Origin of the sequence: Flavobacterium sp. RSP46, from assembly GCF_003984825.1 — a bacterium.
Classification (GTDB): domain Bacteria; phylum Bacteroidota; class Bacteroidia; order Flavobacteriales; family Flavobacteriaceae; genus Flavobacterium.
In genome coordinates this window covers 249,829-262,736 of sequence record NZ_RYDM01000004.1, presented here as the reverse complement: position 1 = coordinate 262,736, position 12,908 = coordinate 249,829, and the positions used below count along the sequence as shown (strand labels likewise).

Here is a 12,908-nt window from a genome sequence, read left to right as displayed (position 1 = left end):
GTACAAACGTGTAATTTGTTTTAGAGTGAAGTGCTATTCAGTACGCTTTAAAATGGTTTCTAAAAACCCAGACTAGCTCTGGGTTTTTTATTTATAATTGTTTTTTAATAATCGCCTCGTCCTTTAAATCTAGGATCATCTCTTTTGATAAATTCCGTTCTTCTTTTTGGCACTTCTGTTTTTGGTAAACTGGCTTCTTCGGTTTTGATCGAAGGTTCGATGAGTTCGTTTAATTCTTTGATTTCGGCATCAGTCAAATCACGGAAACGACCCACAGGAATGTCCAGCGAAATATTGATAATTCGGATGCGTTTTAATGCCGTAACTTCATACCCCAGGTATTCGCACATTCTACGAATTTGACGGTTTAAACCTTGTGTCAACACGATTTTAAAAATGGTAGAACTAATTTTTTCTACCTTACATTTTCGGGTGACGGTGTCTAAAATTGGTATGCCATTTCCCATTTTTTCAATAAAACGATCGGTGATGAGTTTGTTGACCGTTACGGTATATTCTTTTTCGTGATTGTTTCTTGCACGTAGTATTTTATTGACGATATCGCCGTCATTGGTCATAAAAATCAATCCTTCACTGGCTTTGTCTAATCGTCCTATAGGGAATATACGTTTGGGGTAATTGATGTAATCTACAATATTATTGCGAACCTCCAGATTTGTAGTGCATTCGATTCCTACCGGTTTGTAGAAAGCAAGATAAATAGGTTTTTCGTTTTTCTCACGGATTAGTTTACCGTCAATACGCACTTCATCATTTGGTGAAACTTTAGTGCCTAATTCCGGTACGACTCCATTGAGGGTTACTCGACCTTCTGCAATGATTTTGTCAGCTTCGCGGCGGGAGCAATACCCGGTTTCTCCTATGAATTTATTGAGTCGTTTTAGATTTTCTTCCATGATACAAAAGTAATGAATTTGGAAATAGTTATAGGAGTTTTGTATAATCTTTGTCATTTGGACAAAGCAGAAATGGCATAACGATCATACTATTCTGATGGTGTTTGTTCTACTCCGTTTCAAATAAAAAGCGGGAGACTTTTTTATACAACCCATCGTCATGCATGCTATGCCCTAACCCATTAGTTTCAATAAAAATAGAATTTTTCCAGGTGCTGGCTATTTTTTTTCCTTCTTCAAATAAAACAACTGTATCATTAGTGTCATGAGCGATTAATCCTTTTGTTTTTATTTTAGTAGCAAAATGCTTGGCTGAGAATTTTTCAAGTTTTAGTTTAAAATGGTGTAGATAATGTGCTTCAAGTCCTTTTGAAATTTTAGAGTTTAAACTCAACATTGCAATATAATTATCGAGAATAATTTTGAAATCACTCGGCGATCCTAAAATCACCATTTTCTCAATAGTGTTGTTTTGATAAACAGATTGATAAAACAAGCAGGTTTTTCCTCCTAAGGAATGGCCAATTAGGTATTGCGGTTTAAATTTTTGAACTATAAAATCAATAGATTTAGCATATTGGGGAATATTAAATTCCTTTCCACTTGATAAGCCATGAGCAGGAGCGTCGATTGCTATGATTGTACTACCGGATTTTTTTAAATAGGGTACCATTTTTTTCCAGCGTGAGGCATTGCTTTCCCATCCATGCACGAGGAGTATTACAGTATTATTTCCTTTCCAAGTATAGGTTTGAATGTCGTGTCCGTTATGCTGAAAAGTTTCCGCATCTGTTTCTTGTAGTATTTTAGGAAGTTTTGCAGCAGTAAGCCTGCCTTCTCGGGGTTCGCTAAAAAGAGAATAAGCAAGTTGGGTTGCCTTGTCAAGAAATACGTAGCTTAATAAATTTACGTATAATCCAATAGTTTTAGTAAACAGATAATAAAGTATTTTTTTCATAAAAAAAAGTCCCGATTGGTATCGGGACTTAACTATAATTAGAATTTAGAAAACAATTGTTCCATTTTCTCTTTTTCTTCGTCAGCCAATACACTGTCGACTAATATTCTTCCGGAGTGTTCATCAGTAATGATTTTTTTTCTGGAAGCAATTTCTACCTGTGTTTGTGGGGGTATCGTGAAGAAAGATCCTGCAGAGGCTCCTCTTTCGATAGAAACAACAGCTAAACCATTGCGAACACTTGTTCGGATTCTAGTGTACGCTTTTAGCAATCGTTCTTCTATTAAAGCTTGGTATTCTTGTGATTTCTCAGTTAAGAACGCTTCTTCTTTAGCTGTTTCTGCCATAATGGCGTCTAACTCTGATTTTTTATGCTTTAAGTGATTTGACTTCGCTTCTAATCTTTCTTTAGAACTAGAAATTACTTCTTTCTTGTGTTCGATTGAAGCTTTCATTTCTTTAATTTGTTTTTCAGACAACTGAATTTCTAATTCTTGAAATTCAATTTCTTTAGTCAACGAATTAAATTCTCGGTTGTTACGAACCGTTTCTTGTTGCTTAGTATATTTTTTGATGGACTCTTTGTGCTCATCAATTGCATTCTTTTTTACTTTGATTAGATCCTCAACAACTTCGAGTTCTCCTTTCAGTTTTTCTGAACGGGTGCTTAAACCTGCAACTTCATCTTCTAAATCGTCTACTTCTAAAGGAAGTTCTCCTCTTACGTTTCTGATTTCGTCAATTCTAGAGTCAATAAGTTGTAAATCATAAATTGCTCTTAACTTGTCCTCAACACTTAATTCTTTCGTATTCGCCATATTCTATAAGTACTTAACTGGATTTGAATTTTCTTCTGATAAAATAACTGCAAAATTAAGGATTTTTTTCCGAAGATACTCAACAATATAATTTTTTGTATAACGTTCGCTTTCAAAATGTCCTATATCGGCCAAAAGCAACTTGTTTTCGGCCTCATAAAATTGATGGTACTTCAAATCGGCAGTCAAATAGGCGTCTGCTCCGGCCTGAATTGCATTTTTTATGGCAAAACTTCCCGCTCCGCCAAGCACAGCTACTTTTTTAATTGTTGCACCTGTAAAACCGGAATGCCGAATTCCGCCGCACTCCATTTTTTCTTTTGCAAAAAGCAGAAACTCTTTTTCATTCATGGGATTTTTTAATTCGCCTATCATGCCTAAGCCAATATTTTGGTGTTGGTTTTGCAATTCATAAATTTCATAGGCCACTTCCTCATAGGCGTGGCTATTGAATAAGGCTTTCAGGATTTTTTTTTCTAAATGTTTTTCGAAAGTGACTTCGATTTTGATTTCGTCACCTTGTACAAATTCAAATCGTTCTCCAACCTGCGGATTGCTGTGCTCGTTTCCCATATAGGTTCCAATTCCTTTCGAATTAAAACTGCAATTTGCATAATTCCCAATCGTTCCCGCTCCTGCGTCAAAGAGGGCATTTCGTACTTCTTCCGCATTTTTAGGAATCGTGTAGGTTACTAATTTCCGAATGAAATTTTGCTTTGGAATCAGGATTTTAGTATGTATTAATCCTAATGCATCACTAAATATTTTATTTACACCTTCTTGATGATTGTCTAGCGCAGTGTGAACGGCATATATAGCTATGTCATTTTTTATGGCTTTGATAACAGCGCGTTCCACGTAGTTTTTACCCGTTATTTTTTTCAATCCAGAAAATAAGATGGGATGAAAACAAACCACCAGATTGCATTTTTTTGCAATTGCTTCGTCAATTATATTTTCTAAAGCACCATGGCAAACTAAAATACCTGTAGCCTCCGTTTCCTGATCGCCAACCAATAGTCCTACATTGTCAAAATCTTCAGCATAGGCGAGTGGCGCCATTTCTTCGAGTACGTCTATTATTTCTTTGATTTTCATGTTTTTGACTCTGATTTACACAGATATATATTTTTACACAGATTCAAAGTTATTTTTAATTTGCGAAAATTTGTGAAATCTGTGTTAGATTTTTAAATCAAAGATAATTTATTCTACTTTCGTAAAATGAATTTACTTCGAAAATTACTATTCCCTTTTGCCGTTTTGTATGGTTTAGTAACGTGTATTCGAAACTTTCTTTTCGATAAAGGGGTTTTAAAATCATACTCGTTTGAATTGCCCATTATTGCTGTTGGGAATCTTAGTGTTGGAGGAACCGGAAAAACGCCCCAAATTGAATATTTGATTCGTTTGCTTTCGGATAAATATAAAATTGCTACACTAAGTAGAGGCTATAAAAGGCAATCTAAAGGTTTTATTTTGGCAGAAGCCACTTCGAATGCGGAAACCTTGGGAGATGAACCTTTTCAGTTTTATCAAAAATTCCCATCGATTCAAGTTGCGGTTGATGCCGACAGAAAAAATGGAATAGAGCAATTGCTTTCGCAATCCATAAAACCAGAAGTGATTTTGCTTGATGACGCTTTTCAACATCGAAAAGTAAAAGCGGGTTTTTATATTTTATTGACTTCTTATGGTGATTTATATTCGGATGATTGTATGTTGCCAACCGGGAATTTACGCGAAAGCAAAAGCGGAGCGGCAAGAGCGAATGTGATTATGGTGACTAAATGTCCTCATAACCTTTCATTTGAGGAGCAGGATGACATTAAAAAGAGGCTAAAAGTTGGTAAAAATCAAGAATTATACTTTACTTTTATAGCATACGATGGTTATATTTATGGTGAAAATTTAAAGATAAAGGGGAATGAAATTCAAGATGCTGCTAAGGTACTAGTGGCAGGAATTGCAAAACCGGAACCATTTTTCGCCTATTTTAAGGATACTAATGAGGTCTGTTTGTCTTTTCCGGATCATCATAATTTTACCGATAAAGACATTTTAGAAATTAAAAAGTTAGCTCAAAACAACATGATTATCACTACCGAAAAAGATTATATGCGATTGAAAGGAAGTTTACCAAGCGGACAACTCTTTTATCTGCCTATAAAAAGTACTTTTATTTTCGGGAGTGAAAATTTTGATAAAACAATTACAGATTATGTGGGAACAAGTACAGGAAACCGTTAGTTACATTAAGCAAAGAATTGATTTTACGCCAGAATATGGTGTGATTTTAGGATCAGGATTAGGGAGTTTTACCGATGAAATGAAGGTAGAATATACACTGCCCTACAATGAAATTTTAAATTTCCCTGTATCGACGGTACCAGGTCATAAAGGGGCCTTGGTTTTTGGAACAATAGGCGGTAAGAAAGTAGTGGCCATGCAGGGACGGTTTCATTTTTACGAAGGCTATTCGATGACTGAAGTGACTTTTCCGGTGCGAGTGATGAAGTTTTTAGGGATTGAGAAATTAGTGGTTTCAAATGCATCAGGCGGTGTGAATCCGGCTTATAAAGTAGGCTCTATTGTGATGCTTACGGATCACATCAATATGACGCCGGAGCACCCTTTACGTGGGAAAAATGACGAACGTTTTGGACCTCGTTTTGTAAATATGAGTGAGCCGTATTCGAGAAAAATGATTGCAAAAGCGACTGAATTAGCTAAGCAACTTCATATCGAGGTTCATGAAGGAATTTATCTGGGGCTTCAAGGGCCTACTTTTGAAACTTTGGCTGAATATAGAATGGTCAAGATTCTTGGTGCAGATTGTGTTGGGATGTCAACCGTTCCTGAAGTAATTGTGGCCCGTCACATGGATCTGGAGACCTTTGGAATTTCTGTAATTACGGATATGGGTAATGAAGAAAGTATTGGCACTATTTCACACGATGAAGTATTGGAAGCAGCAAAAAAAGCTGAACCGCAAGTGAGGAGTCTTATTAAAGAATTGATTTTAAACTATTAATGACTAGATGTATTCAGCGATTGTTATGTAAAATTGCTCTGGGGCGAACGGTTTTGTAATGACTTCATTCATTCCAAAAGACAAGAGCATTTTGCGGTTTTCATGCAATGTGATCGCCGTAAACGCTATGATGGGGGTGGTTTTATCAAATATTCTAATCAATTCTGTAGCGATTGTGCCGTTGATACCCGGTAAATGAGCGTCCATAAGAACCAAGTCAAATTTGCTTTTTCGAACTAAATCAATGGCATCTTCCCTATTGTCAACTAATTCACAAATGATTCCTTTATTGATGAGTATCTTTTTAGTGATCATTTGGTTGATTTTATTGTCCTCTACCAAAGTATTTTTTATTCAACAATTTTGAATCATAGTTTGCTTTTGGTTTGGTTTCTTCTTGTAGTGGTTGTTCGCTTATTTTAAAGTCCAGCAGGAATGAAAATGTAGATCCTTCTCCTAACAGTACTTTTTAGTTTAATTTGGCCGCCCAGTATTTTAATTAATTTTTTTATGATAGTTAATCCTAGCCCCGTGACGCCATATTTTTGATTTACTTCTATGGGACTTTGGGAAAAATTGTCAAAAACACTTGCCAGTTTATCTTCGGGGATTCCAATTCCGGTATCAGTAATTTCATAATATAAAGTTGCATTTTCATTCTGCAAAGAGTGCAGTTTGGTAATTACGTGTACGGCTCCGTTTTGTGTAAATTTTAGCGCATTGTTGATTAAATTTCATTTGGGTTTTCTACCAATAACAAATGGGTAATTCCGTTGATGGCATTCAGAGGGGTTTAAAACTTGAAAATAAAGTCGCGCTCTTAGAGAACGTTTCTATGGCGTTATCATACTCTTTTAAATCAAAATAAATTTTACCCAGATTATAATTCTGAAGTGCTTGATCTTCTATGTTTTTATTTCGAGTCGCATAAAGGATTGCTTTTTGAGGGTGTAGCAGTGCCTCTTTTAATTGTTAGTTTGAATGCTGGAGTTCCTTAACTAGTGTAATATAAAATACTGTCCGTTTTCTCTGTAGATTGAGGAAACAGTGAGGAGTAAAAAACAATAATAAACACGAAAAAATAATTCATTTGTAATTAAATTTTTTCGTGGTTATTTTCTGTCAATAGTATTAGGTCAATTATTCTGGATGAATAACCAATTTCATTATCATACCATCCAACTACTTTTACCATTTTATCAATAACCGAAGTGAGTTGAGCATCGAATATACAAGAATTTTTATTGCCAATGACATCAACTGAAACAATTGGGTCCTCGGTATAATCTAAAATACCTTTTAAAGTAGTTTGTGCAGCATTTTTGAAGGCGGCATTTATTTCCTGTATTGTTACTGTGCGCTTTACATTGAATGTGATGTCAGTCAAGGAGCCGTCAGGGACAGGTACCCGGATGCCGCAACCGCCAATTTTACCTTCAAACTCGGGAAATATTTTTGTCAACGCTTTTGCAGCGCCAGTTGTTGTGGGTACAATAGATTGACTTGCTCCTCTGGCGCGACGCAAGTCTTTATGTGGTTGGTCGTGCAGACTCTGGTCTGTGGTGTACGAGTGAATCGTAGTAATGTAGGCTTGTTCTATACCGCAAAGGTCATTGATTACTTTGATCATTGGAGCGGCATTATTGGTAGTACAGCTGGCATTTGATATAATGGTTTCCGTTCCGTCAAGTATACAGTCATTGACACCTAAAACGACTGTTTTGATAGTGTCTACTTCTGATGGTGCGGAAAGGATTACTTTTTTGGCCCCAGCCAAGATATGGGCATTCAGCGCTTCAAAAGTCTTGTATTTACCTGTGGATTCGATTACGTAATCAATGTCTACACTTTTCCAGTCCAGATTGGAAATGGTTTTTTCATGGAAAAACAAAAAATGATTTCCGTCTACCAGAATTCCTTTTTCATCATCGCTGACCGTAAAGGGTAACACCCCGTGAATACTATCATATTTCACTAAATGGGCCATCGTTTTCTTGTCGGCAATATCATTTATGGCAACAACTTCTATTGAGGGATGGTTTAAAAGTAATCGGAATAAATTTCGGCCGATTCTTCCAAAACCATTTATGGCAATTCTTGTTTTCAAATGGATTCGTTTATTCATTTATTCGTTTATTTGGTTAACCGATTAAACAAATAAACGAATAAACTATTTATAAAATATGTTTTTGTGCTTTATATGAGGAACGTACTAATGGTCCGCTTTCTACATGACGGAACCCTAGTTCTAAACCAAATTTCTCGTATACTGCAAATTGATCGGGTGTTATGAATTCTTTTACCGGCAAATGTTTTTTGCTGGGTTGCAAGTACTGACCTATTGTAACAATATCCACATTGGCTTCCCGCAAGTCCCGCATGGTTTGAAAAACTTCGGCTTCCTGCTCGCCCAGACCTAGCATAATACCTGATTTTGTTCTCTTAATTCCTTTTTCTTTCAAGTAGCATAATACGGCTAAACTTCTGTCGTATTTTGCCTGAATGCGGACTTCACGGGTTAATCGGCGTACCGTTTCTACGTTATGCGAAACTACTTCAGGATTGGCTTCTACGATACGGTCAATATTTCTTTCGATACCTTGAAAATCAGGAATCAGCGTTTCCAGTGTTATATTGGGGTTCATTCTTCGAATGGCTTTTACGGTTTCTATCCAAATGATTGAGCCGCCATCTTTCAAGTCATCTCTGTCAACGCTGGTAATCACGGCGTGTTTGATATTCATGATTTTGATAGAACGCGCTACCTTCTCGGGCTCATCCCAATCTACGGTTTCGGGTCTTCCTGTTTTTACCCCGCAAAAACCACAAGAGCGCGTACAAGTGTTTCCCAGAATCATAAAAGTTGCTGTTCCTTCACCCCAGCATTCACCCATATTAGGGCAACTTCCGGAGGCACAAATTGTATTTAAGCTATATTTGTCCACTAAGCCACGAAGCTCAGTGTATTTTTTTCCTATTGGGAGTTTTACCTTCAACCATTTTGGCTTTGCAGTTGGTAAAGTATTTTCTAAAACTATTTCCATATTTAAATTTTCAAAGTACAAAGATAAGGAATAGAGTTTATTTGTAGATTCGTTTCGTTGTTTATTTGAATAAAGAGATACGGATACTTTAGCAGTACTAGAGTCGCTTTTCTTAGGAAGTAGTCGTTCTGATTTTCGGTATATCCATGCTTTTTGCTATGTTTCTCGAAATGGCGGCAAGGGATACCACTACCATCAGAGCTCAATTAGATTAAGGTACACTCGTAAAAAAAATCAGGTATAAAAAAGCTTCAAAATGAATGGAATCTTTTTTATATCTGCTATTTGTTTTCTATTTCATTTTTGGAATTATTCAATTTGTTAGAGTTTTATGGAATAATGAAGTATATGTTTTTCATGGTTGTGAAGATGTAGAAAATTCTCAAGGATATGTAAGTAATTATAAAGAAGGAGATATTATAGGAAGACCGTTAGTTTATTTTACTTTTTTTGGAATAGTGACGAGTCTGATAATAGACATATATTGAATTTAAAAAACAAGATAAACTTTTTAAGTAAGTTACCCTTTTTGATATTTCCAATAATAATTTTGAGGCTTTTATATTCTTTTGGTTTAGATAATAAATTTGAAAATCAAAAAATAGATTTGCTATATTCTTTAAGATAAATTTACCTTCTACTTTTAATGATTTCTGCCAATAATTTCTTGGCACGAAGCAACTTAATTTTTACATTACTTAGGGGTTCATCAATCTTGGTTGCAATTTCCTGGTAACTCATTTCCTGAAAATAACGCAACTGTATCACCTCTTGATAATGGGGTTTCAATTCTTTAATGAATTGCAGTAATCGGGAAAGATTTTGTTCCGTTATCAATTCATCTTCCGCAGATGGAGTAGTGTCGGCAATATTGTAGGCTTGCTGGTCGTGTTCATCGGTAATTTCTACAAAAAGACTCGATTTTTTTTTCCGCAATAAATCGATGTGAACGTTTTTTGCAATAGCAATAAGCCAGGTGTTGAACTGGAATTCCGCATTGTAAGTGGCTATTTTATCAAAAGCTTTCGAGAACGTCTCAATGGTGATATCTTCGGCATTGGTTTCGTTTTCGGTGCGTTTCAGCATAAAACCATATACTTCATTCCAGTAATGATTCAACAGAAAAGTGAAGGCAACTTGATCGCCTTGTTTTGCTTTTTCTATCTGTTCGTTTATTTCCAATGGACTGGTTTTGAGAATGTATTTGTTATAAAAATATTGATTTGAGTAAATAGCAATACCAATTCAATTATTGGATACCAATATACAACATCTTTTTCTTTTAATTTGCCTGCCGAAAATCCGATGACAATCCATGTTACAAGATACCGAAGCGCAATTAAACTAAGCACTAATATCCATTGGAATTGAAAAGACAGCAATACAATGGGCAATAAAATGAATAACAATTGCGAACAGTAAAACAGACCTAATTGTAATTTATCAAAAGGTTTGTAATAATTTGCCGTAGCCACATGTCGTCTTTTTTGAATCAGCCAGTCTTTGTAAGTTTTTTTTGGTCTGGAAAGCGTAATGCTTTCCGGCGTGAAAGCAATAGTGGTATTTCTAGCATTTGCCGCCTGGTTTACAAATAAATCATCGTCACCGGAACGAATTTGCATGTGATCAATAAAACCATTTACATTGAAAAACTCTTCTTTTTTATACGCTAAATTTCTTCCTACACCCATGTACGGATGTCCTGTTTTTGCCCAGGAAAAATATTGAATCGCGGTTAACAAAGTTTCAAAACGAATTATTTTATTCAGGAAAGAATTGGCAATTTTTTCATATTTCCCATACCCCAACACGATAGTTTTTTGCATCGTAAATTGAGAACTCATGGCTGTTATCCAGTCCTTTGAAGTGGGATAACAATCCGCATCAGTGAATAGTAAATACTCTTTTTTTGCGGCTTTTATTCCTAATGTCAACGCATATTTTTTGTTTCCCCAAAAGGCTTCGTTGTTTTGTACTTTTACCAAACGAATATTTGGATATTGTTTTTCAAAACCTTCAAAAATAGCCAGAGTAGCATCACTTGAGGCATCGTCAATCAAGACAATTTCAAAATCAGGATAGTTTTGTTCCGCCAGTAAAGGGATGAAATTTGCTGCATTTTCTTCTTCGTTTTTGGCACAAACAATAACTGAAATGGGGATTCTTTTTGGTGTTATTTTTTGGATTTTGGCGAAAGCAAATTTCCCAAAAACACCTAGATAATATAAAATTTGAACCGCAATAATAAAAATAAAAAAGTAAAGAATTAGTATAAGCATCTGAGTTTAATGAGTGTTTAAATCCCCGATCCCGAAGCTTCGGGACGGCAGAGTGCAAAGGTATGAATAGAATTATGAATTGTAAATTATAAATTATGATTTTTAAAAGAATTTATAGTGGACATTTCTTCATCTCATTTGCAACTGCTATTGACTGAAAATCTTTTGTTTTTTCTAACTCAGAAATGATGTTTTGATGGTTTTTTTCGTCTCTGTTTTGAGATAATTTTTTTGTGGCTTGAATTTCAGTTATTTCAATTTCAAAGGCGACAATACCGCGAGTTTGCATCATGGTTTTTTTAGATAAATCTGCTATACGAATCGGGTTTTCAGAATTCTGTTCGTACTTATCGACCAGTTTTTTTAAGGATTCAATGATGGCTTCTCCTTCAATAATTTTTATTTTTCCGTACACATGAACCGCAATATAGTTCCATGTTGGAACATTTTCATGATCGTACCAAGAAGAAGAAATATAACTGTGAGGTCCGGAAAATACAGCTAAAATTTCGTCGTTGTCTATAAAACCATTCCATTGTGGGTTTTCTTTAGAAATGTGCCCACATAAAATTTCCTTGCCTTCTTTGTTGGTTTCCAGTTCCAAAGGAATATGTGTGGCACACAATTTCCCATTGGTTTGATTGATTAAAATACCAAAACTATTCTCTTGCAGAAATTTTTTGATTTCTTCCTGATTTTCGTTTTTGTAGATTTCTGGAGTGTACATTTTAGGATTGGGTTTTTGGGAATTAGGAATAGGGATTAGTAAAACGATTTTAAAATTTATTGGACTAATGCCTAGCACCTAAATCACATTTACTTCGGCCTCAATATGGATGCCAAAAATTTTAAAAATAGTGTCCTGAATATTTTTAGAAACATTCAAAATTTCCTGTCCGGTTGCATGACCATAATTCACTAAAACCAGCGCTTGATTTTTATGGATTCCGGCATCGCCAAAACGTTTTCCTTTGAAACCGGCCTGTTCTATCAGCCATCCAGCAGGAACTTTTACTTCAGTTTCTGAAATATCAAAATATTTCATTTCAGGAAATTTCTTGTAAATTTTTTCGAAATCGGATTTTAACAGAATCGGATTTTTAAAGAAACTGCCACTGTTTCCCAATGCTGCCGGATCGGGTAATTTGCTTTGTCGAATGGTAATTACAGCATTGCTGACGTCCTTTAAAGTTGGATTGCTGATGTTATTTTTGGTTAATTCAGCCGAAATATCGCCGTAAGAAGTATTGATTTTATGGTTCTTTTTAGTCAATTTAAAAACAACTGATGTAATGATGTATTGGTTTTTTATTTCGTTTTTGAAAATACTTTCCCGGTAACCAAAATGACATTCGTCCTTTGTGAAAATTTTTATTTCCTGATTTGCTACCGTCATTGCTTCACAGGAAACAAAAGTATCTTTGATTTCAGTTCCGTAAGCACCAATGTTTTGGACCGGCGTAGTCCCTACATTTCCGGGAATTAGCGACATGTTTTCTAATCCTCCAAAATTTTGATCGATGGTCCAAAGCACAAATTCATGCCAGTTTTCGCCCGCCTGACTTCTGACCCACACAAAGTCTTCGTTTTCTTCAAGGATTTTTTTGCCTTTCAAATCGATATGAATCACAAGGGCATCAATGTCTTTTGTCAAAAGCATGTTGCTACCTCCGCCCAAAATAAATTTTTGCTGCGTTTTATTTTCTTGTAAAATAGTTGCCAAATCCTGTATAGAATGAATGGCGACAAACTGTTTTGCTTTGGCTTCAATACCAAATGTGTTGTATTTTTTTAAAGAGAAATTAGGTACTATTTCCATAAAAGAAAGGGCGTTTTGTGTTGTTGAATCCTGCACCAA

The 12,908-nt window shown here is 35.5% G+C and carries 15 protein-coding genes; 2 read left to right on the top strand and 13 right to left on the bottom strand.

Annotated elements, in window-relative coordinates; translation table 11 throughout:
* Nucleotides 1–104: 104 nt before the first annotated feature.
* The 4 genes from rluF to EKM01_RS09080 all read right to left on the bottom strand — a co-directional run bounded on the left by rluF (nucleotide 105) and on the right by EKM01_RS09080 (nucleotide 3,791).
* Nucleotides 105–917, bottom strand: coding sequence for a 23S rRNA pseudouridine(2604) synthase RluF (gene rluF / locus EKM01_RS09095; protein WP_126562297.1), 813 nt, complete (start codon nucleotides 915–917; stop codon nucleotides 105–107).
* 109 nt (nucleotides 918–1,026) lie between these two features.
* Nucleotides 1,027–1,875, bottom strand: coding sequence for an alpha/beta fold hydrolase (locus tag EKM01_RS09090; protein ID WP_126767983.1), 849 nt, complete (start codon nucleotides 1,873–1,875; stop codon nucleotides 1,027–1,029).
* Nucleotides 1,876–1,913: 38 nt separating this feature from the next.
* Nucleotides 1,914–2,693 (bottom strand): zinc ribbon domain-containing protein, encoded by a 780-nt coding sequence (locus EKM01_RS09085; RefSeq protein ID WP_126453591.1) that lies wholly within the window; start codon nucleotides 2,691–2,693, stop codon nucleotides 1,914–1,916.
* Between the two features lie 3 nt (nucleotides 2,694–2,696).
* Nucleotides 2,697–3,791 (bottom strand): Nif3-like dinuclear metal center hexameric protein, encoded by a 1,095-nt coding sequence (locus tag EKM01_RS09080; protein WP_126767980.1) that lies wholly within the window; start codon nucleotides 3,789–3,791, stop codon nucleotides 2,697–2,699.
* A gap of 126 nt (nucleotides 3,792–3,917) precedes the next feature.
* Here EKM01_RS09080 and lpxK point away from each other — a divergent pair, with 126 nt between their 5' ends.
* Nucleotides 3,918–4,943 (top strand): tetraacyldisaccharide 4'-kinase, encoded by a 1,026-nt coding sequence (gene lpxK, locus EKM01_RS09075; RefSeq protein ID WP_126767978.1) that lies wholly within the window; start codon nucleotides 3,918–3,920, stop codon nucleotides 4,941–4,943.
* Nucleotides 4,915–5,727: a purine-nucleoside phosphorylase gene (locus EKM01_RS09070; protein WP_126563854.1), complete on the top strand. Its 813-nt coding sequence runs from the start codon at nucleotides 4,915–4,917 to the stop codon at nucleotides 5,725–5,727. Before lpxK ends, EKM01_RS09070 begins: the two co-directional genes overlap by 29 nt.
* 3 nt (nucleotides 5,728–5,730) lie before the next feature.
* On the opposite strand, the gene EKM01_RS09065 is transcribed toward EKM01_RS09070, so the two are convergent.
* The 9 genes from EKM01_RS09065 to murB all read right to left on the bottom strand — a co-directional run bounded on the left by EKM01_RS09065 (nucleotide 5,731) and on the right by murB (nucleotide 12,869).
* A complete protein-coding gene (locus tag EKM01_RS09065; protein ID WP_126767975.1) occupies nucleotides 5,731–6,042 on the bottom strand; it encodes a response regulator in 312 nt (103 codons plus the stop codon).
* Between the two features lie 104 nt (nucleotides 6,043–6,146).
* Entirely contained in the window at nucleotides 6,147–6,401 is a 255-nt protein-coding gene (locus tag EKM01_RS09060; RefSeq protein ID WP_233588572.1) for an ATP-binding protein, read from the bottom strand.
* Nucleotides 6,402–6,510: 109 nt separating this feature from the next.
* Nucleotides 6,511–6,606, bottom strand: a complete 96-nt coding sequence (locus EKM01_RS14805) for a tetratricopeptide repeat protein (protein ID WP_255416340.1) — start codon at nucleotides 6,604–6,606, stop codon at nucleotides 6,511–6,513.
* A gap of 217 nt (nucleotides 6,607–6,823) precedes the next feature.
* On the bottom strand, nucleotides 6,824–7,834 hold the full coding sequence (gap, locus tag EKM01_RS09050; protein WP_126461511.1) for a type I glyceraldehyde-3-phosphate dehydrogenase: 1,011 nt from the start codon (nucleotides 7,832–7,834) through the stop codon (nucleotides 6,824–6,826).
* A gap of 67 nt (nucleotides 7,835–7,901) precedes the next feature.
* Entirely contained in the window at nucleotides 7,902–8,771 is an 870-nt protein-coding gene (gene lipA / locus EKM01_RS09045) for a lipoyl synthase (RefSeq protein ID WP_126555059.1), read from the bottom strand.
* 630 nt (nucleotides 8,772–9,401) lie between these two features.
* Nucleotides 9,402–9,953, bottom strand: coding sequence for an RNA polymerase sigma factor (locus EKM01_RS09040; protein ID WP_126767972.1), 552 nt, complete (start codon nucleotides 9,951–9,953; stop codon nucleotides 9,402–9,404).
* Nucleotides 9,944–11,050, bottom strand: a complete 1,107-nt coding sequence (locus tag EKM01_RS09035) for a glycosyltransferase (protein ID WP_126461505.1) — start codon at nucleotides 11,048–11,050, stop codon at nucleotides 9,944–9,946. Before EKM01_RS09035 ends, EKM01_RS09040 begins: the two co-directional genes overlap by 10 nt.
* Nucleotides 11,051–11,162: 112 nt before the next feature.
* On the bottom strand, nucleotides 11,163–11,777 hold the full coding sequence (locus EKM01_RS09030) for an FMN-binding negative transcriptional regulator (RefSeq protein WP_126461502.1): 615 nt from the start codon (nucleotides 11,775–11,777) through the stop codon (nucleotides 11,163–11,165).
* Nucleotides 11,778–11,855: 78 nt separating this feature from the next.
* Nucleotides 11,856–12,869, bottom strand: a complete 1,014-nt coding sequence (gene murB, locus EKM01_RS09025) for a UDP-N-acetylmuramate dehydrogenase (RefSeq protein WP_126767971.1) — start codon at nucleotides 12,867–12,869, stop codon at nucleotides 11,856–11,858.
* Nucleotides 12,870–12,908: the final 39 nt, after the last annotated feature.

Bases quoted from the DNA above. Each gene is read 5' to 3' on its own strand.
- rluF (WP_126562297.1), bottom strand. From the start codon at position 917: ATGGAAGAAAATCTAAAACGACTCAATAAATTCATAGGAGAAACCGGG.
- EKM01_RS09090 (WP_126767983.1), bottom strand. From the start codon at position 1,875: ATGAAAAAAATACTTTATTATCTGTTTACTAAAACTATTGGATTATAC.
- EKM01_RS09085 (WP_126453591.1), bottom strand. From the start codon at position 2,693: ATGGCGAATACGAAAGAATTAAGTGTTGAGGACAAGTTAAGAGCAATT.
- EKM01_RS09080 (WP_126767980.1), bottom strand. From the start codon at position 3,791: ATGAAAATCAAAGAAATAATAGACGTACTCGAAGAAATGGCGCCACTC.
- lpxK (WP_126767978.1), top strand. From the start codon at position 3,918: ATGAATTTACTTCGAAAATTACTATTCCCTTTTGCCGTTTTGTATGGT.
- EKM01_RS09070 (WP_126563854.1), top strand. From the start codon at position 4,915: ATGTGGGAACAAGTACAGGAAACCGTTAGTTACATTAAGCAAAGAATT.
- EKM01_RS09065 (WP_126767975.1), bottom strand. From the start codon at position 6,042: ATGATCACTAAAAAGATACTCATCAATAAAGGAATCATTTGTGAATTA.
- lipA (WP_126555059.1), bottom strand. From the start codon at position 8,771: ATGGAAATAGTTTTAGAAAATACTTTACCAACTGCAAAGCCAAAATGG.
- EKM01_RS09035 (WP_126461505.1), bottom strand. From the start codon at position 11,050: ATGCTTATACTAATTCTTTACTTTTTTATTTTTATTATTGCGGTTCAA.
- EKM01_RS09030 (WP_126461502.1), bottom strand. From the start codon at position 11,777: ATGTACACTCCAGAAATCTACAAAAACGAAAATCAGGAAGAAATCAAA.
- murB (WP_126767971.1), bottom strand. From the start codon at position 12,869: ATGGAAATAGTACCTAATTTCTCTTTAAAAAAATACAACACATTTGGT.